Source organism: Longimicrobium sp. (assembly GCA_036387335.1).
Lineage (GTDB): Bacteria > Gemmatimonadota > Gemmatimonadetes > Longimicrobiales > Longimicrobiaceae > Longimicrobium.
The window spans coordinates 1-21,974 of record DASVTZ010000030.1; the positions used below are offsets into that span (position 1 = coordinate 1).

General features: G+C 65.9%; 15 protein-coding genes. 8 read left to right on the top strand and 7 right to left on the bottom strand.

The window, feature by feature from the left end; translation table 11 throughout:
- The first annotated feature begins 718 nt into the window (after positions 1-718).
- From VF647_02810 to VF647_02830, 5 genes are all read left to right on the top strand, one after another.
- Positions 719-1,003, top strand: coding sequence for a hypothetical protein (locus VF647_02810; GenBank protein ID HEX8450997.1), 285 nt, complete (start codon positions 719-721; stop codon positions 1,001-1,003).
- A gap of 351 nt (positions 1,004-1,354) precedes the next feature.
- On the top strand, positions 1,355-2,083 hold the full coding sequence (locus VF647_02815) for a DUF4145 domain-containing protein (GenBank protein HEX8450998.1): 729 nt from the start codon (positions 1,355-1,357) through the stop codon (positions 2,081-2,083).
- 658 nt (positions 2,084-2,741) lie between these two features.
- The gene (locus VF647_02820) at positions 2,742-4,037 is read left to right on the top strand and encodes a hypothetical protein (GenBank protein ID HEX8450999.1); all 1,296 of its coding nucleotides are present in this window, start codon (positions 2,742-2,744) and stop codon (positions 4,035-4,037) included.
- A gap of 402 nt (positions 4,038-4,439) precedes the next feature.
- Positions 4,440-5,081 carry a hypothetical protein gene (locus VF647_02825; protein HEX8451000.1) on the top strand — a complete coding sequence of 214 codons (642 nt, stop codon included), beginning with the start codon at positions 4,440-4,442 and terminating at the stop codon, positions 5,079-5,081.
- Positions 5,082-5,396: 315 nt separating this feature from the next.
- Positions 5,397-8,180: a hypothetical protein gene (locus tag VF647_02830; GenBank protein ID HEX8451001.1), complete on the top strand. Its 2,784-nt coding sequence runs from the start codon at positions 5,397-5,399 to the stop codon at positions 8,178-8,180.
- Positions 8,181-8,596: 416 nt separating this feature from the next.
- Here VF647_02830 and VF647_02835 read toward each other — a convergent pair whose 3' ends face one another.
- From VF647_02835 to VF647_02860, 6 genes are all read right to left on the bottom strand, one after another.
- The gene (locus tag VF647_02835) at positions 8,597-8,980 is read right to left on the bottom strand and encodes a helix-turn-helix transcriptional regulator (GenBank protein ID HEX8451002.1); all 384 of its coding nucleotides are present in this window, start codon (positions 8,978-8,980) and stop codon (positions 8,597-8,599) included.
- A 406-nt stretch (positions 8,981-9,386) separates the two neighbouring features.
- Positions 9,387-10,586 carry a type II secretion system F family protein gene (locus VF647_02840; protein ID HEX8451003.1) on the bottom strand — a complete coding sequence of 400 codons (1,200 nt, stop codon included), beginning with the start codon at positions 10,584-10,586 and terminating at the stop codon, positions 9,387-9,389.
- A 94-nt stretch (positions 10,587-10,680) separates the two neighbouring features.
- On the bottom strand, positions 10,681-11,790 hold the full coding sequence (locus tag VF647_02845) for a PilT/PilU family type 4a pilus ATPase (GenBank protein ID HEX8451004.1): 1,110 nt from the start codon (positions 11,788-11,790) through the stop codon (positions 10,681-10,683).
- A 543-nt stretch (positions 11,791-12,333) separates the two neighbouring features.
- Positions 12,334-14,046, bottom strand: coding sequence for a type IV-A pilus assembly ATPase PilB (gene pilB / locus VF647_02850; GenBank protein HEX8451005.1), 1,713 nt, complete (start codon positions 14,044-14,046; stop codon positions 12,334-12,336).
- Positions 14,047-14,148: 102 nt separating this feature from the next.
- Positions 14,149-14,787, bottom strand: a complete 639-nt coding sequence (locus VF647_02855) for a ComEA family DNA-binding protein (GenBank protein ID HEX8451006.1) — start codon at positions 14,785-14,787, stop codon at positions 14,149-14,151.
- Positions 14,784-15,698, bottom strand: coding sequence for a M28 family peptidase (locus VF647_02860; protein HEX8451007.1), 915 nt, complete (start codon positions 15,696-15,698; stop codon positions 14,784-14,786). Before VF647_02860 ends, VF647_02855 begins: the two co-directional genes overlap by 4 nt.
- A gap of 112 nt (positions 15,699-15,810) precedes the next feature.
- On the opposite strand from VF647_02860, the gene VF647_02865 reads away from it, so the two are divergent.
- From VF647_02865 to VF647_02875, 3 genes are all read left to right on the top strand, one after another.
- Positions 15,811-17,223 carry an LptF/LptG family permease gene (locus VF647_02865; protein HEX8451008.1) on the top strand — a complete coding sequence of 471 codons (1,413 nt, stop codon included), beginning with the start codon at positions 15,811-15,813 and terminating at the stop codon, positions 17,221-17,223.
- On the top strand, positions 17,220-18,290 hold the full coding sequence (locus VF647_02870; protein HEX8451009.1) for an LptF/LptG family permease: 1,071 nt from the start codon (positions 17,220-17,222) through the stop codon (positions 18,288-18,290). The genes VF647_02865 and VF647_02870 overlap by 4 nt, the downstream gene beginning before the upstream one ends.
- Before the next feature lie 383 nt (positions 18,291-18,673).
- A complete protein-coding gene (locus VF647_02875; protein ID HEX8451010.1) occupies positions 18,674-20,551 on the top strand; it encodes a gamma-glutamyltransferase in 1,878 nt (625 codons plus the stop codon).
- Between the two features lie 149 nt (positions 20,552-20,700).
- Here VF647_02875 and VF647_02880 read toward each other — a convergent pair whose 3' ends face one another.
- On the bottom strand, positions 20,701-21,849 hold the full coding sequence (locus VF647_02880; protein ID HEX8451011.1) for a hypothetical protein: 1,149 nt from the start codon (positions 21,847-21,849) through the stop codon (positions 20,701-20,703).
- Positions 21,850-21,974: the final 125 nt, after the last annotated feature.

Below are 21,974 nucleotides of genomic sequence, written 5' to 3' on the forward strand. Positions count from 1 at the left end.
GAAACACCGATTCTCCCCAATCTCAATTCCTCTCGACAAGGTTAACGGGGTTGAGTTGGATATACAGACGTCTGTTCGCTCGTTCATGGCGGCTACCCGTTGTGCGAGACCCCCACGGAAATCTGTTGGTGTTCCCCAACGTGAGCAGTCGCCGCCCACTCCATCACAAGGGCATTTGGCCAAGTAGCTGACGGCGATCAGTCAGTCTTCCGATGGAGCTGCGCGTCTGTGAACAACGTGACCACGTGCGTGCACAGCACGTGCATCGCCGCCAATGAAATGAGATCCTCCGTGTTCGGTTTCCATCCCACAAACGCGGATGTGATCTGGAACACCGAAATCGCGGTGCTCTGCCCTGGGTCGGCGAATCCGATGTCGCTCGGACCGACGAGTAACCCTCCCGCGAATCGGCGGTCCAGCCCGATGTTGAAGCGGTCGCCCTTGGAACCCCATGAACTGCATCGCTCGAGAGCTTGTAAAGGGGACGCCACTTCTCGAGCCCAACCGCCCTCTCCAGATCGGGAAGCTTGGGCCTTCTTAGGTGGAGTGCCGTGCCCGCCCACCCGTAGTCTGAGCTGTAATCGGGTCCAAATCGCCCTATCAGCGCTTCGTACCGTGCCCGCACCCGCTGGACCGCGTCTTCCGGGGGAGGTGCGAAGCCGAGAGCTTCGTGGTGCTCGAGGTAACGTGTCATCGATCGGTAGGACTCCACGCCGGAATGGAGCAGGTAACGCTTGGCCGTGTCGCTTCCGTGCTGCGCCACGAAGGCACTCAGGACGGCCATCTCATGAAGCGTACGCCACCGCGCGTGGGCTCCGCCGGGAAACCCACCATGCAGCAGGTGAATGATCTCGTCGGCGGTTTGCAGCGCCCGCGCGTATATTCCCATCAGGGCGACATGCACGAGATCGTTCGCCCGGTGTGCAGCCGAAGCGCGCCGATGAGCGTACTTCTGCCCGATTTCGCGTGCGATCAGCATCAACGCTTCCAGCGCGTCGAGTGAGTCGCGCCAAGTCGTGTTGATCCGCCGGCTGAAAACACGGCGCTGTACACGCCGCGCGCGGATCGCCGCCGGGGCATCTTCTTTGAGCCGATCTGCGAGCCGGGCGCCGAACTCCGGGATCAGTCGGTCCATCACTGAGCCGATCTCCCGCGATAAGTCTAGATCGTTTAAATCTATCCCTTCGGCGATCAACTCGTTCAATACTCGACCGAGTATTGGGTCCGCCGGCTCAAGGGGCAGCCGCGACTTCGGGTAGTTGATTCTCCTTCTCATTGCTGTTCAGGAGATGGAGAGGGTGGCAGTGCTACCACGAACCCTTCTAAGAGACAGAGAGCCACTGAACCGGCGTCGATGTACCATCCACGACTGGAGGCGCAGATTTCTAAAGATCCGCTGGACCACCCGGAGGTCCGGGAACTCTTCCGGACGCTGCTCCAGACACTCCTCAACGAGAGCGGTAGAGGAGCGATCTTGATCGGAACAGCACACGTAGACAATCACCTTCGAGCATTGTTCGAGGTGATTCTTCCCGCATCGCACGGCAAGAAGAAGCGACAGTCTCTTCTCAGTTACCCAGGCGCTCTTAGTTCCTTCTCGGCACGGATAGAACTCGCCTACGTGCTGCGTTTGATCCCGCGCGTCACGTACGATGCGCTGCACGCACTGCGACAGGTTCGTAACGACCTCGCGCACAGCCCGGACTCGTTCGACATCCACGAGCAGCAAGAGCGCCTCCAACGCATGTACTCGTTGGGCCCGGATATGCCCAGGGCCGTGAAGCGGATGGCGATGGAGGCTCTTTTCGAGTACAAGACCCGGGTTGCGGCTGACACGGCGCGCCGGATCGCTGAGGAGAACCCGGATTGGAGCCTCCCTCCTCTCGAAACGAAGCACGACTTCTCCAACTATGCAATGGAGCATCCGGAGGTGATGCAGGCCATGGAGCGCCAGCTGCCGCTCTGGGAGCTCGCTCACGGGGTCACCCTGTTGTGCTCAATGATCGTCCACCAGAAAGACAAGCTCCGATCACTCCTCGCCGGGGATATGCTTCTGTCGCATCTCCAACGGCCAGCTGAGTGAGCTGGAGGAGTTCGGTCGCCCGGGTTGGCGAGTCCCCCCCACCAGATCGCTTCGCCGCGATCCACGCGCGGGATGCACGTGGCCGGCCATGTCGGTCTGAATCAGTGTTCGCGTCCGTTCCGCGGATGCGCCGCATGAGTGTATTTCCTCGGAGTGGCACCCAGCGCACTCAGTCCAACCAACGGCGGGTGTACCACGACTCTACGGCAAAGTCGTGCAGGAGCTCACTCCCATCTGTTCAGGAATCTTGGTCCGTGACTGAATGCGCTCCTGGGGTTGCGGCGGCCGTTTCGGGATCGATGAGCGGGTACCCCGGCAAGTTCAGCAGTTGCCCGCGTAAGACGCTAAAGTACTGCTCGGCCTTGACTGGCGGCATCCCTAACGGGACATTGGCTTAGATAGGAGAACCCTAGCCCACGGATCCAGTGTCAGGCATCTCGTACCCACCTGATCCACTCACGCCCGGTGAGTTCCAGTACAGGCCTGCTACCGCATCGCAAGAGCAGCGTGCGGCTATGCGCGAGTTCATAGAATCCGCCCCGCTGTATTCGAAAAGGTTCGCGACCTCGACAAGCGACGTGCCGAGTGGGAGTAGGCGATAGCACGGGGCTGGGGAATCCATCGTTCCACTCCCGAGAGCTCGGACGCGGAGAACACGTTGTCCCACATCCAACACCGCCCACGACACACAGATGAGCGGCTCCGTTCGTGGCTTGATGCTAACCAGCTCGACCGCGAGCGCATGTGCCAGGCGCTTCTCGCGCTCGATGCTCGGTTCCACGACGTCCAACCGCGGCATCCGCGCGGCGGGAAGGACGGCGGACGGGACCTTGAGGCGCGCCTCACTGACGGCCGTTCAGTCTGGGCTGGCATCGGATTCCGGAACAGCGCGACGGATTCGGCGGCCGACAGGAAGTGGGTGAAGAAGAAGTTCTCGAACGATTTGACTCGGGCGCTTGAGGTAGCGCCTGAACTAAAAGCGTTCGTGTTCATCACGAACGTGGAGTTGACTATCGGCGAGCGTGACGCGCTGACGCGGATGGCGAAGAGGAGGGGAATCGACTTCGTGGATGTGCTGCATCGCGAGCGGCTCCGCATCCTGCTCGACAGCCCCGACGGCTTGGCCGCGAGATACCAGTACCTCGGCATCTCACTCTCGGAAGAGGAGCAGGCGGCGTTTTTCGCGCGCTGGGGAACTCAGATCGAGCAGGTAATCTCCAGGCAGTTTGCGGCCCTGGATAGGAAGTTGATGGGCCTTGAGTTCCAGCAAGCGTGCGGGGAAGTTTTGCGGTCCCTCCAGGTCACGATTCGGCTAAAGCGAGCGATGACGCCGGCGGAGATCGGCCACTTCCGCGCCACCCTGCGTATGATGGACTACCTAGGAGAGTCGCCGCTCCTGCACACGGAGCTGATCATTCGTAGTGAGGAGGAAGATATCACCACGGATAAAAAGGGGATCATTTCTTGGGGCGTGTGGGTCACACCAAACGGGATAACCGGGAAGATCCGCGACGATGTTAGCACCCACAGCACGAACGACCCGGACAGTGAGAAGTGGGTTCGCGCGCGACTGTCATCGTTCCGGTCAACCTACTCCGCGCCAGTGACGCAGCTTCGGTTTGGCACCGATATCAACGGGGTGATGCGACACGAATATCCGATCCCGAAGCTCGGCGAACTCCACGGCTGTATACTCGTGCTCCTCGCGACGAACCCTCTCGCTGCCGAGGTGGGGTCGTGCGAACTGACGGCGAATGGGTACGTCGTTTTTGAATCCTTCAGAGACGAGCTGGATGACGGCTACATAAGGTCTCCGAAGGTTGAGGATCTGTGGCCCGATCCGCTCACATCTCAGGAGGCGGCTGTCCCGTGGCTGCGCGTTGGTCGAGGGATCATCGACCTACGTTCTGCCACCCCGCGGCGGCGGGGTCCAACATCTAAGCGGCACGCCTGACGCGTGGGTAGACGTAAGAATCTGAGGACAAGGTGCGATCCAGGGACGAGACAAAGGGCCGTCAGGTGGGCTATGGCGAGGTAGATCCACGCACGTGTTGAGGTGTCCGTCGTCTCGTAATCGGCCCGAAGCCGTCGGTAACCCATCAGCCACGCGAAGGTCCGCTCCACCACCCAGCGGCGCCGCAGCACCTTGAAGGTGGTCTGCCCCTCTTCCTTCGGCACCACTTCCAGCCGCACGCCCGCAGCCTCACCGACTTCTCGTGCCATGTGCGTCGCGTAGCTGCCGTCGACCCAGAGCAGTTCCAGTGTGGGGTAGCGCTCGGCCAACTCTGGGATCAACGCTACGGCCGCGCTCGACTCGCTCATCGACGCTGTAACCGAAAATCGTCATGGAGCGCCGATGCTTCCAATTGACTTATCGCGGGTTCTTCGGATCGGCGATCCCAGCTATTCCAAGCTCAAGAAACAGCTGAGGCACTTCGACCTTCAGACCACACTCGCAGCGCTCTCAGGGTTGCTTACCGTCCCCGAATACCATGCGAGTACCCTCCGAATCGAGATGCTTCTCCATCTCACGCTCCTTCACTGCCGCGGCGCCCGGCGACCCGATCAGGGGCGCCTTGCGTACTGGCTGGAGGACCTGTTAGCTCGGCAGCCGATTCGCCGCGCGGAGGACCCGGTCGAGGATGTATTCGTCTCCAACGTGATCGGGCCAGGCGGGAACTACCGCATCTTCGAGGGAACCTGGGAGGTAAACGACTACTACCTTCAGCAGGTGCTTGATTGCGCCACGCGGACTCAGTGGGGGACGCCGCACCGCATGCTTCGGCGAAGCGCGGTTGCACTCCTGACGCTGAGTGATGCGGCTGCATCACGCGCGCACCTTGAGCGTTGGGCTCGCACGAGCCAACCCACGCCAAGGGATCGTTTCTTGGGGAACCGTGTGGACGTGGCTGAGATTAGCTCGCGGGTCACCTTCACGTACAAGGAGTGTGAGAAGCTCGGGGTGAGTCCGGAGGCGCTGGCACCTTTCCTCTACTAACTCGAGCACCGCGAGCGCTTGGCCGACGAGTACATCACCCATAGCAGCCTGGAGCGGTGCCCGGTGGTTCACTTCCCCGGAACGGTGATTCTGGCGTGCCCTACCGCTGTGAGCCCCGCAATCAGGCATTTCGTGCTCGATTGGTGCGAGCGCCAAGGCGAGCTTCCTGCGTTCGCCCGGCTACTGCGTACGAGACAGCGCCAGATAGCATTCGGTACTTCACTGCGCCGCATTACGGAGCCACCCGGAACCTTTAAAGGTAGGCTCCCCAGGCAACCTCCAGCGATTCCGCCGGGAACCCCTGTGGATTCGGCCGTGTGCACCGTCGACACCGACAAGGTGGCGCACGTGGTATTGCTGCACGACGACGCCACAGCTGTGGCAGAGACAGGCATTGGGGGCACGGCACTCTACGAGGGCGAGACGGGCGAGGGAATCGCCCAACACCTTGTTGATGTCGCTGGGCACCTCCTGGCGAACGGGGCGCGTTCGGGCATGACACTGCTCGTGTTCGGTGGGATGGGGCGTGGCGTGGCCCTCGCGCTGCCGGAGCTTCCTGACGGCTGGCCACTCGTCGCCATCAGCATCGCCGACCTCGAGACTTTCGCCTGGTCACCTGGGGCCTCGCTCCTCCGGCTCCACAAGCTTCACGAGCAGTGTGAAGCTGCAGCTCGCGAAGGAGCACAGGTGGCGACCTCGAACGGGGTACTCAACCTGTACGCGTACTGGGCGCATCACCGCTTTCGCCTTCTCCCGAGGGAGTTGCCCTACCCCACCCAGGGCACGCAGCTGCGGATCGGAAGCAACTTTATCTTCGGGCTCAGAAGCGACGAGCGCGTAAGCTATGATCGCCATGCAGTCACGTTGGATGGGCGATCACACGTTGACGTAACCCGGCTCCGTCGGGGAGACTTCTTTCGGGAACTCGAGACGCAGCCGGTTTACGGCGCCCACGAGCTCGCACGCGCCGGAACCTTGGCCGGTGTGGTCGAGGGGAAGTCGCTCGTCATCTGGGTCTACGGCCCGGAATGCTCCGCCGAGCTACGGCAGTTCGCACACGATGTGTGGGAAGCGACCCTGGGATGGATTAATAGGGCGCTGCCAATCCTCGAATCGGCTCTCGCACGACCCATCGGGCCGTTGCGAGTGCAACTCAGGCTCGACGATCCTGCGCGGTGGATCGATCACCGCAGCAACGGATTGAGCGGAGCGCTAGAGTATCCACAGGTCGAACTGGCGCAGACCGGTTGGGGCGTGGACGTGGAGATCCCGTTCGGATTCCTGGCGCTCCTACATCGCCCAATTAACGAGGCAGAGCGGGCTCTGGCCCGCTCCGTCTTCATCGGCATAGTGACACTTGTCTCTGATGCTGTTGGAGCGCGCGGGACGTGGGTGGAGGAACTCGTGGCGGCGGCCCTTCCGAGCGACAATGTGCGGTCGCTCCACGTCGTTGTGACTCGCGGCGCGGCGGAGCAGATCGCGCTGGAGCGAAAGCCGAAGCCGCGGCTCATTCAGCCGGAGGACGAGAGCAACTGGGAACGGGGCGTGGTTCGCCAGGCTAGTGTGCCCCAGCAGGGGCGTACCGTGGTTGGTCTGGAGGCATGCCTCGGGCTCCTTGACACCGCGGTGGCCACTCTGTGGGAGCGCATTCGGGACGAACTTCGGTTGATCAACGCGGCAAGCTTGGTCCGGCTGGCGTTGGTGAACTCGGAGGAGATCGGGCGCGACCGTAAACGCTGGCGCCTAACCGCTCGCGCGGTCCTTGCCTCCTACGGGCCGGACGCGGTGCACCGTGCCGGCCAGCACGAATCCGAACTGGCGAGAACGAACCATCTTTGCCGGATCCTCATCGAAATGGCAGTGCCGACCTGCCCCCGAGTGGACGGGCGCGATGCATCGCTGGCGGACCTAGACGACCTGCTGGGCGCGCTCGCTGTCCTCATGAAGCACGCGTCCGACCGTGCCGCGATCGACGGGGGCATGTCCGAGCCGCGGCTTTTTGTTCACCTCGACGGAAGCATCGAAGCAGAGGAGGGGTTCGCAGCGTCGGTGGCAAGCCCGTACACGTTGGAATCTTTCGGCGCCGGCTATCGCGCTGCGGCAGATGGCTACGAGTCTGCCCTCAGCCCGCGGTCACAGACGTCCATCGAACGTGAGGAGGAGCGGCTCGCCGACGCCGTCTTCGTCGAGGCGTTCACCGCAGAGTACGGGCTCAGCCCGACGCGCTTCATCGACGCCGTAGCGGAACTCCTTGATATGGCTCTGGAAGCCCAAACGCTGGTGCCTACGAGCACCCGCGCACGCGTGGCGGAGCGCCTCCGGCTGCGGCGCGGGTTCACGGAAGAGGAAGCCGAGCTGTTCTTCCGTATGTTCGCTCTAGTTCCGCGCGACCGGTGGGACGCCGCGCCAGAAGGGTTCTCATCCCGGGATTGGAAGCCGTGGCGGTTCCGGCGCCGTCTGTCGTTGGTGTCCCGCCCCTTGGTCGTTCTCGGACTCGCGCCCGAGTCACCTGTCCTCTTCGGAGTGGATCAGGTGGGGTCGAGTCTCTCGTACCTGCTCGAGAACATCCAGGCCGGCTGGTTCCCGGTGGAATACTTCCGCTCTCGCGAGATGAGAAAGTACCTGGGAGGCGTGAACGACGCGCTCGGGCATGCATTCACGGCCGAGGTGGCGGCCGACCTCCGCGCGCTGGGGTGGAACACTCGCGAGGAGGTGCAAATGAGGATGCTAGGCGCCTCGAAGGAACTCGGCGACTTGGACGTGGTGGCGTGGCACGAGCGGGACGGACGCCTGCTCCTCATTGAGTGCAAGCGCTTACAGCCAGACCGGGCGATGGGTGAGATCGTGGAGCGGCTAAATGAATTCCGTGGAGACGCAGCCGACCGGTTGGGTAAGCATCTCCGGCGTACTGTCTGGGTCCAGCAGAATCTGGCAGCGGTGCGCAAGCGACTCGAGTTGGGTGCCTTTCCCATCGACCCGGTCCCATTCCTCGTCACAAATGGAGAGGTACCAATGCGTTTCGCAAGCGGAATGGGTGTCCCACCAGGGCAGGTGCTCCCGCGGCGGCTGCTGGCAGAGCGGCTGCAACCGCACGTATGAGTGCTCGCAAACCGAAACGCCGGGCCAGCGTATACCCGTTCATCGCAGCTGGTCTGCAGACCGATCACCTGTTTGCACCGAGAATTCGGTCCGTCCAGAGGTGACCGGGACATCTCAGCATCAGCTCGAATGAGTGCTCCATGCAGCAGCTCTAGTTCGGGAAACGGCCTCCTCTTTAACAGCGGTCGGTCAGGCGGGGTCGGATCCGCCGTCCTCCCCTCACATGACTTTGTGCAGGATTTCGCGACCTCTTTTGCGAGATCCAGAAGCTCACCCGTAAGACGCATGGTTGATGGTCCAAACCGACGGGTGCCTCAGGCGCGAGGACGCCTTCCAACAACGCACAACAGATCGTGGGCATCTGCATTAGAGCGGCGGATCCCCTCTCTGGTTCCGTAGTCTCCGCATACTTTCGCTCAGTGGGAGTCGCAGCTAGGGTTCCAGATCCGATTGATCACGACACCCTCGACCAGTTCCTCGACGGAAATCTCAAGTGAACGGGCAATTCGTGCCACCGTCACAATCGACGGAATCTGAGTTTGCCGCTCGATTGCGCTCACAAAATTTCGATGTAGTCCCGCCTCACGAGCAAGGTCGTCTTGCGTCCACCCCTTGAGCGCACGCCCAAACTTCACGTTCTGAGCAAGCCTGGCCAGCAGTTCGAGGGTCAGGATCTGAACGCTCCGGGCGGGTCTCTGGATCCGGTTCCATGAATTCCTTGTGATCCCGCGGCTGAGGCCGCTCTGGGCGTTGTTCTGTCGTAGATATGCCGCTCTGCGAACCGACTGGTAGCGGTGCAAAAATCGGGGGCGGAAAAATTACTAATGCGCGTCCACGCAACGCGCACCGGAAGAAATACAGTGTGCCGACCCCACAAACACACGTTTACCCTCCATCAGCAGCAACGTCAAGCCTTGTTCGCGAGACAACTTACGAGTTTGTGAGCTTTGGCGACCCCTGCAATTTGCAGGTAGACGCGCAGTAAGTCCATTCCGGCGTAGCATGTGCCTTCAAGTGGTTGGATGCGGAGTCGTATACGGCCGAGGTCCCGGCCAGATGACCGGGACCTCTTGAGTAACCGTCTGTGCGGAGGGCACTTACGTGCCGCGGAAAGAATATACTGCGCGTTCCGGAAGAAACTAGATTGCGCGCCGGAAAGAACTCATTTCGCAAATCGGAAGGAATACGGTACGCCCTACAAGCAGTCTACTGCACCGCCTTGATCATGTCGAACATGGGAAGGTACATGGCCACCACCATCCCGCCGATCACGACGCCCATGACGACGATCATGATGGGCTCCAGGATGGAAGTCAGGGCGGTAACGGCGGCGTCGACCTCGTCGTCGTAGAAGTCGGCGATCTTGGAGAGCATCTCGTCCAGGCCGCCGGTCTGCTCGCCGACGTTGATCATCTGCACAACCATGGGCGGGAAGACGCCGGAGGCCTTGAGCGGCTCGGCGATGGTGGCGCCGCCGGCGATGGAGGCGCGCGACGCCATGACGGCGTCGTGGATGACGCGGTTGCCGGCGGTGCGGGCCGTGATCTGCAGCCCCTCCAGGATCGACACGCCGGAGGAGACCAGCGTCCCCAGCGTGCGGGTGAAGCGCGACACCGCCGACTTGCGCAGCATCGACCCCAGCACCGGCATGTTGAGCAGGAACTTGTCGATCACCAGCTGCCCGCCGTCCGTCTTGTAGTACTGGCGGAGGCCGAAGCCGATGCCGATCCACCCCAGGATCATCAGCCAGAGGTAGCTCTGCAGGAAGGCGCTCGCCGCCAGCACCAGCTTGGTCGGAAGCGGCAGCTCGAGCCCCGCGTCGGTGAAGATCCCCGCGAACACCGGCACCACCTTCCACAGCAGGATGGTGGTACAGGCAATCACGACGAAGAGCATCACGGCCGGGTAGGTCATGGCGCTCTTGATCTTGCGCACCAGGGCGTCGTTCTTCTCCAGGAAGACGGCCAGTCGCAGCAGGATGGTGTCCAGGATGCCGCCCGCCTCGCCCGCGGCCACCATGTTCACGTACAGCTCGGTGAACACCTTGGGGTGCTTGCGCATCGAATCGGCCAGCGTCTGGCCGCTCTGGATGTCGTTGAGCACCTCCGTGATGATCTTGGCGAAGGCCTTGTTCTCGGTTTGCTCGGCCAGGATGGTGAGGCTCTGCACCAGCGGGAGCCCCGAGTTGATCATCGTGGCGAACTGCCGCGTAAAGATCACCACCTCGCGGGTCTTGATCCCCGTGCCGAAGGTGATGTTGATGTCCTTGGCCTTGGCGTTGACCGTGACCGGGCGCAGCCGCTGGCGGTGGAGAAATCCCACCACCTCGTCGCGCGTCGGCAGGTCGATCTCGCCGCCGATGATCTCGCCCGTGTGGTTGCGGGCGCTGTAGGCGAATACGGGCATAGGGGGCCGGCTCTGGTTACGGGGAACGGAAGTGCGTTAGTGCGTGAGTGCGTTAGTGCGTGGCGGGTGCGGATTCAGCGCACTTACGCACCTTTTAGTTCGGTGCGGTCTCACCAACCGACTTCAGGAAATCGTTCGGGTCCGACGAGGCGCGAACGCACTCCTCCAGCGTAACCTCGCGCTGCAGGTAGAGCTCGCGGAGGGCGTCGTTGAGGGTCTGCATCCCGTGCTTCTTGCCGGCCTGCATGATCGAGTAGATCTGGTGGACCTTGTCGTCGCGGATGCAGGCGCGGATGGCGGGGGTGCACACCATGATCTCCGCCGCCATCGAGCGGCCGCGGCCTCGCGCCTTGGGGAGGAGCTGCTGCGTGACCACCCCCTCGAGGGTGAACGCGAGCTGCGCGCGCACCTGCGGCTGCTGGTGCGCGGGGAAGACGTCGATGATGCGGTTGATGGTCTCGGCGCACGAGTTGGTGTGCAGCGTCGCCATGCACAGGTGCCCCGTCTCCGCGATGGTGAGCGCCGCCTGGATCGTCTCCAGGTCGCGCAGCTCGCCCACCAGGATCACGTCCGGGTCCTGGCGCATCGCGTACTTCAGCGCGCGCGAGAAGCTCTGCGTGTCCGCCCCCACCTCCCGCTGGTTCACCATGCACCCCTGGTGGCGGTGGATGAACTCGATGGGGTCCTCGATGGTGAGGATGTGGCCGCGCCGCTCCTTGTTGATCTTGTCCAGCATGGCGGCCAGCGTGGTGCTCTTCCCCGATCCCGTGGGCCCCGTCACCAGCACCAGCCCGCGCGGGCGCTCGCTGAGCGTCTTGACCACGGGGGGAAGGCGCAGGTCCTCGAAGGTGGAGATCTTGAACGGGATCTGGCGGATGGCCAGCGCCACGCAGCCGCGCTGGCGGTACACGTTGCCGCGGAAGCGCGCCAGGTTCTGGATGCCGAAGGAGAAGTCCAGCTCGTCTTCCGTCTCGAACCGCTTCTTCTGGTTCTCGGTGAGGATCGAGTAGGTGAGCTGGAGCGTGTCCTTGGGGGTCAGGATGAAGTCGCTCGAGCTGTCGGTGATGTTGCCGTCCACGCGCAGCTTGGGGCGCTCTCCGGCGGTGATGTGCAGGTCCGACGCCCCGCGCTCGATCATCTCCTCCAGGAGCGAGCGGAGGTTGATCGTGCGGGCGACGGCGACTTCGGCGGTTGCGACACTCATCATGCTCCTGCGGCGGCAATGCGGGTAAGGACTGCGGCCCTGGCGCGCCCGGCCGTCCCGTGCACCGTGCAAGATCCCTTGCAAGATGCCGCGGAGTGCACGGCCAGAATGCGCGTCACGGCGCGATGTTCTGTATTTGCGAGGGTTATGTAGCCAAGTTGCGTGCCAGAGGGGAAGTGCGGGAGTGCGTGAGTGCGTGAGTGCGTTGGGACCGACCCTTCTCCCGTATGTCATCCTGAGGGAGCCGCCTGCCGGGAGCCGGCGGTGCGCTCCGGACTCCCTGCGGCGACCGAAGGATCTAGCCGGCGAAGCAAGAGGCCGGCGCAAACTCGCCGGCCTCGCTTAACGCGCAGTAGATCCTTCGCTCCGCGCCAGAGTTCACGGAACGGGCGAGGACGGTGCCGCGCGTCGCTCAGGATGACAGAAGGGGGGTGAGCGCCGTGAGACCCAAGGGGGTGACGCCCCCGCCGCCCGTTCCGTCGGCCCCCCTGCCCTTCGTTCCGCACTCACGCACTAACGCACTAACGCACTAACACACTTCCCTTACGCCGCCGTCTCCTTGATCACTTCCTCCAGCGTCGTGACGCCGCGCGCGATCTTTTGCATGCCGTCCATGCGCAGGGTCAGCATGCCCTCGGCGATGGCCTGGGCCTGGAGGTCGGCGGTGGAGGCTTCCTGCAGGATCATGCGGCGGAGGGCCGGGGACATCGCCATCACCTCGTAGAGGCCCTGGCGGCCCTTGTAGCCCGAGCCGCCGCACGTGTCGCAGCCCCTGCCCCGGTAAAAGGTCATGGAGGCGGCCTGGTCCAGGTCGATGCCGGCGGCGCGCAGGTAGACCTCGGGGTAGGTGACCGCCTCCTTGCAGTTGCTGCAGATGCGGCGCACCAGGCGCTGCGCCGTGATCAGGTTGACCGCGGAGGCCACGTTGAACGGCTCGATCCCCATGTCCACCATACGCGTGATGGTGGAGGGGGCGTCGTTGGTGTGCAGCGTGCTGAGCACCAGGTGGCCCGTGAGCGCGGCCTTGATGCCGATGCTCCCCGTCTCCAGGTCGCGGATCTCGCCGACCATGATGACGTTGGGGTCCTGGCGCAGGAACGCCTTCAGCGCCGCCGCAAAGGTCATCCCGATGTCGGTACGCACCTGCACCTGGTTGATGCCGTGCAGGTTGTACTCGACCGGGTCCTCCGCGGTCATGATGTTGACTTCGTGCGTGTTGATCTTGGAAAGGGCGCTGTACAGCGTCGTCGTCTTTCCGGAGCCCGTGGGGCCGGTGACCAGCACCATCCCGTACGGGTTCATGATGGCGTGCATGAAGTCCTGCTCCGCCTTCGGCTCCATCCCGAATTTCTCCAGGTCGAGCGTCAGGTTTCCCTTGTCCAGGATTCGGAGCACAATCTTCTCCCCGAACAGCGTGGGGAGGGTGGAGACGCGGAAGTCGATGACGCGCTTCCCCAGGCGCAGCTTGAGGCGCCCGTCCTGCGGCACGCGCCGCTCCGCGATGTTGAGGTCCGAGAGGATCTTGAAGCGCGAGATCAGCGCCGCCTTCATCTTCGTGGGCGGCCGCATGATCTCCTGCAGCACGCCGTCCACGCGGTAGCGGACGCGGATGTCCTTTTCGTAGCACTCGAAGTGGATGTCCGACGCTCCTTTCTGCACCGCGTCGGTCAGGATGCCGTTGATCAGCTTGACCACCGGCGCCTCGTCGACCGCGGCGGCCAGCGCGACCGCGGACATCTCCTCCTCGCGGTCCTCCATCACCTCGATGTCGTCCATCTCGATCTGCTTGAGCAGATCGGTGATGCGCTCGTCGGACTGCTCGTACTCGCGGTCGATCGTCTTCTTGAGGGTGAAGTCGCCCGCGATGACGGGCTCGATGTCCAGCCGGGTGATGAACTTGAGGTCGTCGATCACCCCCAGGTCCGTCGGGTTGGACATCGCCACCGTGAGCGTGCGCCCCACGCGGCGCAGCGGCAGCACCTGGTGCTTCGTCGCGATCTCGGTGGGGATCAGCTTCAGGATGCGGGGGTCCAGCTTGACCCTCTCCAGGTCCACGGCCGGCACGCGGTGCTGGCGGGCCAGGGCGCGCACCAGGTCCTGCTCGGCCAGGAAGCCGAGCTTCACCAGGGAGAAGCCGACCCGCGTCCCGTTGGCACGCGCGTCGTCCAGGGCGCGCGCGAGCTGCTCCTGGTTGATGAGATTCTCGCGTACGAGCTGCTCGCCGATGCGGTCAGCAGCGGGGGCGGAGACTGCCATAGGCCTCGGTGGGAATGGCTGCGCCGCCCCCGGAAGGGGCGTTTCGGGGCGGCGCGTCTGGATGGGTACGGAATGGAAGTTGGCCTGTAACCCTATGCCATGTCAAGGGGTAGCACGGGCCAGCGCGCGCACCCGCGAGACCAGCGATGGCCCGATTCCCGGCACCTTGGCCAGCTCGTCCACCGTGCCGAATCGGCCATGTTCCGTACGATATGCGACCACCCGCTCCGCCAGTGCCGGCCCGATCCCCGGCAGCGCGTCGAGCTCCGCCGCGCTGGCGGTGTTGAGGTCCACAGCGGCCCGCGAGCGCACGCTTTTCGCCACCGCGGGCGCGGCGGGGAGCGCGAGGTGCGGCGCGATCCCCGCCAGCAGCGAGGGGCCGATCCCGGGAACGGAGTCGATCCCAGCCAGCGAGCGGAAGGGGCCGTGCGATGCGCGGTGCGCCACGATCCTCTCCGCCAGCGCGGGGCCAACGCGCGGGAGGCGCTGGAGCTCGTCGGCGGGCGCGGTGTTGGGATCGAGCCGCTCGTTGGCGGCGAGGGGACGCGCGCGCTGCTCGTTGCGCTCCACGCTGTCGGCCGTCGCGGAGCGCAGGCGCGCGCCGGCGGCGGCGTCCTCGGCGGCGGAGGCGCTCCGCGATGCGGGGGCAGGGGCGGGACGCAGGACGCGCGCACCCGCACCCGCGGCCAGGAGGAGCGCCACCACTCCCAGCGCGAGCCGCTCCTGCGGGGTTACACTCATGGCCGCTCCCGATAGACCAGCGCGGAGAGCACGGTGCCCACCGCGCCCAAACTCTCGCGCCATACCTGGTCGATGGCGTCGTCGGTGGTGCGCCACAGCTCGTTCCGCGGCCCGTGTTCTGGATCGATGACGGCCACGGTCGGGATCCCCGCGGCGGCCAGGAGCTGGTGCTCGCCCTCCAGCGCCTCGCCAACGCGGGCGACGAAGACCGACTCCATCCCCACCTCGCGCGCCACCGCCCACACGCGCCTCACCGCGTCCGGCGCCGCCTTCGCGGAGGAGGCCTCCATCGGGATGCGCAGGTCGCGGTCGCCCACGCGGTCCACGTAGACGGCCCAGCGCGGGCGGTAGCCGGCGGGGCGGTTCGCCAGGAAGTGCCGTGCGCCGAGCCCCGTCCCCCCTTCCCCGCGCTCCAGGCCTTCGGTCAGGAGGATGTCGACGCCGATGGCGGGGGGCGTCTCGTGGAGGAGCTGCGCGAGCTCCATCAGCACCGCCGTGCCCGATGCGCCCTCGTTCGCGCCGGGGACGGGGCGGTGCTGGAGGTACTTCTCGGGATCGCGCGTGGCGTGGCGCGGGGAGTCCCAATGCGCCACCAGCAGCACGCGCTCTGTCGCGTCCGGCCGCCAGCGCGCGAAGACGTTGGCGAGGCGCAGCGTCCCCCCTCCCGCGCGCGCGGTAAACTGCTGCACGATCACCGTGTCCGCGCGGAAGCCGAGCTGGTCTTTCATCCACCGTAGCTGCCGCTCGTGCGGAGGGAGCCCCGCCACCCGCGGCCCGAACGCGAGCTGCTCGCCCAGATGCGCCCAGGCCAGGTTCGCATCGAACGGGCGCGGCTCGGGCGGCTTGTCGCCGGCGCAGGCGGCGAGCGCGACGAACGTGACGGCGCAGAATGCGCGGAGGGCGTTACTCACGGAATGGTAATCGCTTGCGGGTGCTGGAGGCGGGTCGCGCGGTTGAACCGATCCGGCGCGTGGGGTATGTTAGACATGGCCGGAAAACCCGGCAAGTCCTCGTGATAAAATGATGCGAATCCTGACCCGATACTTGCTCCGGGCGCACTTGGGGCCCCTCCTCTTCGCCTTCGTGGCGCTGACCGGAGTCGTGCTGATCAACACGTTGGCCAAGCGGCTGGCGGAGTTAGCCGGCAAGGGGCTTCCAGTGGACGTGATCCTGGAGTTCTTTGTGCTGGCGCTTCCGGCCGCCGTTGCGCTCACTTTCCCCATGGCGGTGCTGGTGGCGGTGCTCTACACCTTTTCCACCTTCACCGCCGAGAACGAGATCATGGCGCTGAAGGCGAGCGGGGTGGACCTGCGCCGCCTCCTCGCCCCGCTGCTGGTGGCGGCGGCGATCATCACGGGGGTGATGACCTGGTTCAACGACCGGGTGCTCCCCGAGTCCAACTTCAAGTGGAGCCAGCTCTACCTGGACATCGCGCGCAAGACGCCCACGCTGATCCTGGAGCCGCAGACTCTCAACCGCATCGCCCCCTCCAACGCCACCGGTCAGGTGTTCTACATGCGCGCCGCGCGGGTGGAGCCGGGCACCAACCGGCTGTGGGACGTCTCCATCTACGACGTCACCAACCCGTCCACCGTGCGCACCATCTACGCGGACTCGGGGCGCGCGCTCTTCAACCGCGCGCAGACCGACCTGGTGATGCGGCTCTTCGACGGGCACATGCGCGAGGTGTCGGTGGACGATCCCAAGGTGTTCCGCAGGATCGACTTCAAGGAGCAGCGCTTCGGCATCCCGGGAGTCGGGAACCTGCTGCAGGTGGACGGCACCGGCGTCGGCAGCTACCGCGGCGAGCGCGAGATGACCATCGGGATGCTGGCCGCGCACGTGGACACGCTGGCGCGCGACCGCCGCGAGTCGCTCAAGCGCGCGCGCGAAGTGGCCGTGCGCGACCTGGCGATGGTGCTTCCCGGCGCCAAGCGCGAGGCGCCCAAGGTGTCGCCCAGCTCCGGGATCATCTCCCCCGAGTCGGGCGACGCGCGCGAGCGGGCCCGACGCGCCGCCGACGAGCTGCAGGCCTCCCGCCGCCGCTCCGCCGACCTGACGCGCGAGATCGGCGACTACCAGGTGGAGATCCACAAGAAGTACTCGATCGCCGTCGCGTCGCTCGTATTCGTGCTCGTGGGGGTGCCGCTCGCCCTGCGCTTCGGCGGCGGCGGGATCGGGATGGTGATCGCCACCAGCATGGTGATCTTTTCCGTGTACTACGTGGGCCTCATCGGCGGCGAGTCGCTGGCCGGGCGCGGGCTCATGCGGCCGTGGGTGGCGATGTGGATCGTCAACGTGCTGATGACGATCGTGGGCGCGTTCGGGATGGCGACGGTGGGGCGCGAGACCTCCACCGCCCGCAACAGCGCGTGGGACGGGATCATGCAGGCGCTGCGCGACTTCGGCGCGCGGCGCGGGAAGGTGCGGGCGTGAGCATCCTTTCGCGCTACGTCATCCGCCAGTTCGTCGGCACCTTCGTGGGGCTGGTGCTGGGGCTGCCGCTGCTCTTCATCATCGGCGACGTCACGGACAACATCGACAAGTACATCGACAAGGGGATCACGGGCGGCCGCCTGCTCCTGTCGTACGTCTACTTCTACCCGCAGTTCGTGCTGTACGGCTTCCCCATCGCGGCGCTGGTGGCCACGGTGTTCACCATCGGCGGGATGACGCGGCACCAGGAGATCACCGCCGCCAAGGCCGGCGGCATCTCCTTCTACCGCCTCTTCCTTCCCGTGGCCATGCTGGGGGTGATCCTAGTGGGGATCGCCTTCGGCCTCAGCGAGCTGGTGCCGATCACGCTGGGCAAGCGCGCGGTGCTGATGGGGGAGCAGACCACGTCGTCGCAGGGCCCGCGCCTCAACTTCGTCTACCAGACGGAGCGCGAGGGCGTCCTTACCGTGCGCCGCCTGGACCCGGTGGGCGGGGAGATGAACCAGGTGACGCTGGAGCGCAACGCCGCGCGCGGGCAGCCCGGCATCCACCGCATGGCCGAGCGCGCCTCGTGGACCAAAAAGGATGGCTGGAAGCTGTACCGCGGCTACACGCGCATCCTGCACGCCGACGGCCGCGAGGTGACGGCGCGCTTCGACACGCTGCGCCTCCCCGGCCTGGTGGAGACGCCCGAGGACTTCCTGGGCGAGCCCAAGGAGCCGGAGCAGATGCGCTACGCGGAGATGAGCCGCTTCATCGGCGCCATCGAGCGCTCCGGCGGCGACGCCAACCCGCTGCGCGTGGAGCGCGGGCAGAAGCTGGCGATCCCCGTGGCGGTGATCGTGATCATCATCTTCGGCGCCCCGCTGGTGACCTCGTCGCAGCGCGGGGGCACGGCGTACGGCGTGGGGATCTCGCTGGGCGTCACCATCATCTACCTCCTCCTCTTCCGCGTGGGGAAGGCCATGGGCAGCAGCGGCGCCGTGGACCCGGTGTACGCGGCCTGGGCGCCCAACGTGCTGTTCCTGGTGGCGGGGATGGTGCTGATGCTGCGGGTGCGGACGTAGGGGCCCCACCCCCGGCCCCCTCCCCCGCTCGTTCCTCGCGGCCCCTCCCCCGAACTGCGGGGGAGGGGCGTTTGGCATGCATTGGTACCCGGTTGCGGAGGGCGATGCGCGGGCGGGCACGGGCAGCCACGGGGGGCGGCCCCTACGGGTTTTGGTTGCACGGGCGGGATCGGGGTGCGGCGAGGGTGGGCAGACACGCAGGTCTGCCCCGACCGGGTCTGTGCGCACGAAAGGCAGTTCTCCCCCTCACCCGCCCTGCGCCCCCGCAGGCGGGGGAGGGGGCCGGGGGGAGGGGGCCCTCCGCGCCCCTCTGGCCTCGGCGCCGCCAACCCGCTATTCGTCAAGCACACACGCACATCACCAACAAACGCGAGAAACAGTCGATGGCACTCGCCCGAGAGATCCGCAGGTCGGCAGGGGCGCTGTTGCTGGCGGCGCTGGCGGCGGCGCCGGCAGGGGCGCAGGCGGGGCAGCGTACGGCCAAGCCCGTGCTCCACGGCAGGCACTGGGTGGCGATCACCGGGAAGCCGCTGGCCGCCACCGCCGGCGCGGCCATGTTCCACAAGGGCGGCAACGCGGTCGACGCGGCGTGCGCCATGCTCGCCGCCACTTCCACCATGTGGGACGTGCTGAGCTGGGGCGGCGAGACGCAGGCGCTCATCTACAACCCGCACACCGGCAGGGTGATCGGGATCAACGCCCTGGGCGTGGCCCCCACCGGCGCCACGCCGGCGTTCTTCCGCGCCCGCAACATGGCGTATCCGCCCGAGTACGGCCCGCTCGCCGCCGTCACGCCGGGGACGCCCGGCGGGCTGCTGGTGATGCTGGCCGAGTATGGAAAGCTGTCGCTGGCGGAGGTGCTCGCGCCCGCCATCCAGATGGCGGACGGATATCCCATCGAGGCGCAGACCGCGAACAGCATCGAGCGCAACAAGGAGCAGATCCGCCAGTGGCGCTACTCGCGCTCCGTGATGCTTCCGCACGCCGGCGAGGCGCGCGAGGCGCCGCGCGCCGGTGAGATCTTTCGGCAGCCGGAGCTCGCCGCGACGCTTCGCAAGCTGGTGGAGGCGGAGCAGACGGCGCTGCGGCAGGGGCGCAATCGTAAGGAGGCGATCCTGGCTGCCTACGACCGCTTCTACCGCGGCGACATCGCGCGCGAGCTGGTGCGCGGCGTTCAGGAGGAGGGCGGGCTGATCACGCTGCAGGACCTCGACCGCTGGCGGGTGCGCATCGAGGAGCCGGTCTCCACCGACTACAAGGGGATCCAGGTCTACAAGCTGACCACCTGGACGCAGGGCCCGGCGATGCTCCAGGCGCTCAACATCCTGGAGAACTTCGACCTCAAGGCGATGGGGTACAACTCGCCGCGCTACATCCACACGCTGTACCAGGCGATGAGCCTCGCCTTCGCGGACCGCGACTTCTACTACGGCGACCCGGCGTTTCCGCCCGAGGAGCCGCTCGAGGGGCTGCTTTCCAAGGAGTACGCGCGCCAGCGGAGCCGCCTCTTCAACCCCGAGCGCAATGACCCGCGGATCGGCCCCGGCGACCCGTATCCGTTCCAGAACGGGCGCAACCCGTTCGCGCGCGAGCTGCGCGAGTGGGGCACGCGCCGCCCCACGGGGGACAGCGTCTCCGCCCCGCCGCGCGCGTCGCTCCCCTTCGAGGAGAGCTTCTATCTGGGCACCACCTCCATACAGACCACGGACGAGGAGGGGTGGGTGGTGTCGGTGACGCCGAGCGGCGGGTGGGTGCCGGCGGTGATCGCGGGACAGACGGGCGTGGGCCTCAGCCAGCGGATGCAGAGCTTCGTGCTGAATCCCGCGGAGGGGCCGTTCAACGTGCTGCGCCCCGGCCAGCAGCCACGCGTGACGCTCACCCCCACGCTGGCACTCAAGGACGGCAAGCCGTACCTCTCCTTCGCCGTGCAGGGTGGCGACAGCCAGGACCAGAACCTCCTGCAGTACTTCCTGAACGTGGTGGAGTGGGGGATGAACGCGCAGGAGGCGGCGGAGGCGCCGAACATCAACTCGTTCCAGCTTCGCGCATCGTTCGGCGGCCACGAGTCGCGCCCCGGCCGCATCCTCCTGGCCGAGAACACGCCGCCCGAGGTCCGCGCGCAGCTCCAGCGCATGGGCTACGAGCTCACTTTTGAAAAGATCACCTCCGGCCCCATCAACGGCATCTTCTTCGACCGCGCGCACGGCACGTTCTGGGGCGGCTCCAGCATCCACGGCGAGGATTACGGAATCGCGTGGTAAACTGCAGTGCGTGAGTGCGTGAGTGCGTGAGTGCGTGAGTGCGTGAGTGCGTGAGTGCGTAAGTGCGCTGCCCCAAACAAACTCCCCCTCCCCCCGGCAGTTTGGGGGGAGGGGGGTGCGTCGCGGAGCGACGCTGGGGGTGGGGCCCGTTACTGGTACTGGATGTACAGCGGCTCCGGCCAGAGCTGCAGGAGGTCCCGCGGAGAGGTCAGCGGGTCGCCCTTCTTGGTGTCGTTGTGGTAGAAGTTCTTCCACCCGGTGAACTGCGCCGGATGCGCCACCACGTAGTCGCGGTACGAGTCGTACTTCAGCCACGGCGCGCCCCACCCGTCCATGTGCAGCACGAGCTGCACCTCCGGGCGCAGGCGGACGTTCTCCACGTCCGGCACCATGCCACGGGTGAAGCGGTGGATGATCAGCATCTTGGGCGGCAGGTTGTTCTCCCGCACGATCCGCGTCAGCCGGTCCATCACCCAGTTGATGTCCGCCGCGTACATCGTCCCGATCCTGGCGCCGGGCTTCACCCCGCCGCGCATGTAGAACTCTGGGTCCACCGCGAAGTGCACATCCGGCTGCTGCAGGACGGTGTCGAAGCGGGGCATGATGTTGCGGATGTCGTCCTGGCCCACCTGCACGTCCACGAACAGGACGCCGCCCACGGACTGCGCCATCTTGTGGATCGAGTCCACCACCGCGTCGCGCACCTGCGTGCGGTACTTGCCGGACGGGCCGGGATCGCCCTGCGCCACCACGGCGATCAGGTGCAGGCCGGGGATGACGGGCGTGTTGGGATCGGCTTCCTTCCACTGGGCCACCTGGCGCGTAAGGCGCGCGAGCATCTCATCGCGCGGGTACTCGCCGAGGGCGCCCATCTTCTTGGAGGCCGGGTTGCCGTAGTAGACCACCACCCGGTTGCAGGGGAGGATGGCGCCGTCCCTGAACGCCGGCATCTTGGGATACCACCCCTTCTCCACCGCGAAGCCGGGGTGCTTGCCGGCGGGCGGGGCCTTGGCCGTGGAGTCCGCCTTGAGGGCGTTGGCCGCGGCGGTCATGCGCTGCTGCCGCTGCTCCAGGCACTGCTGCGCCTGCGCCGCCGTGTTCCCGAACTTGAACTGCGGGGGCGGACCCGCGGCCTGCGCGGCCGCCGCCGTGTCCCCGGTGCCGCCCTTGGCGGCGGTGCCCGCCTTCCCCTTGGCCTCGCCCCCCTTCCCGCCGTCGTCGCCACCGCATGCGGCGGCAAGCGCCGCAATCAGGATTGCGGCGGCGGGCGCCTTCCAGAACGATCTCGTTTCCGTCACGGCAATCTCCCTCGATGAGCGGCTCACGGGCCGCGACTGTCAGCTCTGCACCCTTCCGCGCACGCGGATCGGCGGCGCTCCTGCAAGGTTCGTGGCAGCGCGCGCGTTCTATTCGCGAACTGCGT

Coding starts and splice junctions, on each gene's coding strand:
- VF647_02875 (HEX8451010.1), top strand. CDS start 18,674: ATGGCACTCGCCCGAGAGATCCGCAGGTCGGCAGGGGCGCTGTTGCTG.
- VF647_02825 (HEX8451000.1), top strand. CDS start 4,440: ATGCTTCCAATTGACTTATCGCGGGTTCTTCGGATCGGCGATCCCAGC.
- VF647_02840 (HEX8451003.1), bottom strand. CDS start 10,586: ATGCCCGTATTCGCCTACAGCGCCCGCAACCACACGGGCGAGATCATC.
- VF647_02855 (HEX8451006.1), bottom strand. CDS start 14,787: ATGAGTGTAACCCCGCAGGAGCGGCTCGCGCTGGGAGTGGTGGCGCTC.
- VF647_02810 (HEX8450997.1), top strand. CDS start 719: ATGGAGCAGGTAACGCTTGGCCGTGTCGCTTCCGTGCTGCGCCACGAA.
- pilB (HEX8451005.1), bottom strand. CDS start 14,046: ATGGCAGTCTCCGCCCCCGCTGCTGACCGCATCGGCGAGCAGCTCGTA.
- VF647_02845 (HEX8451004.1), bottom strand. CDS start 11,790: ATGAGTGTCGCAACCGCCGAAGTCGCCGTCGCCCGCACGATCAACCTC.
- VF647_02815 (HEX8450998.1), top strand. CDS start 1,355: ATGTACCATCCACGACTGGAGGCGCAGATTTCTAAAGATCCGCTGGAC.
- VF647_02865 (HEX8451008.1), top strand. CDS start 15,811: ATGCGAATCCTGACCCGATACTTGCTCCGGGCGCACTTGGGGCCCCTC.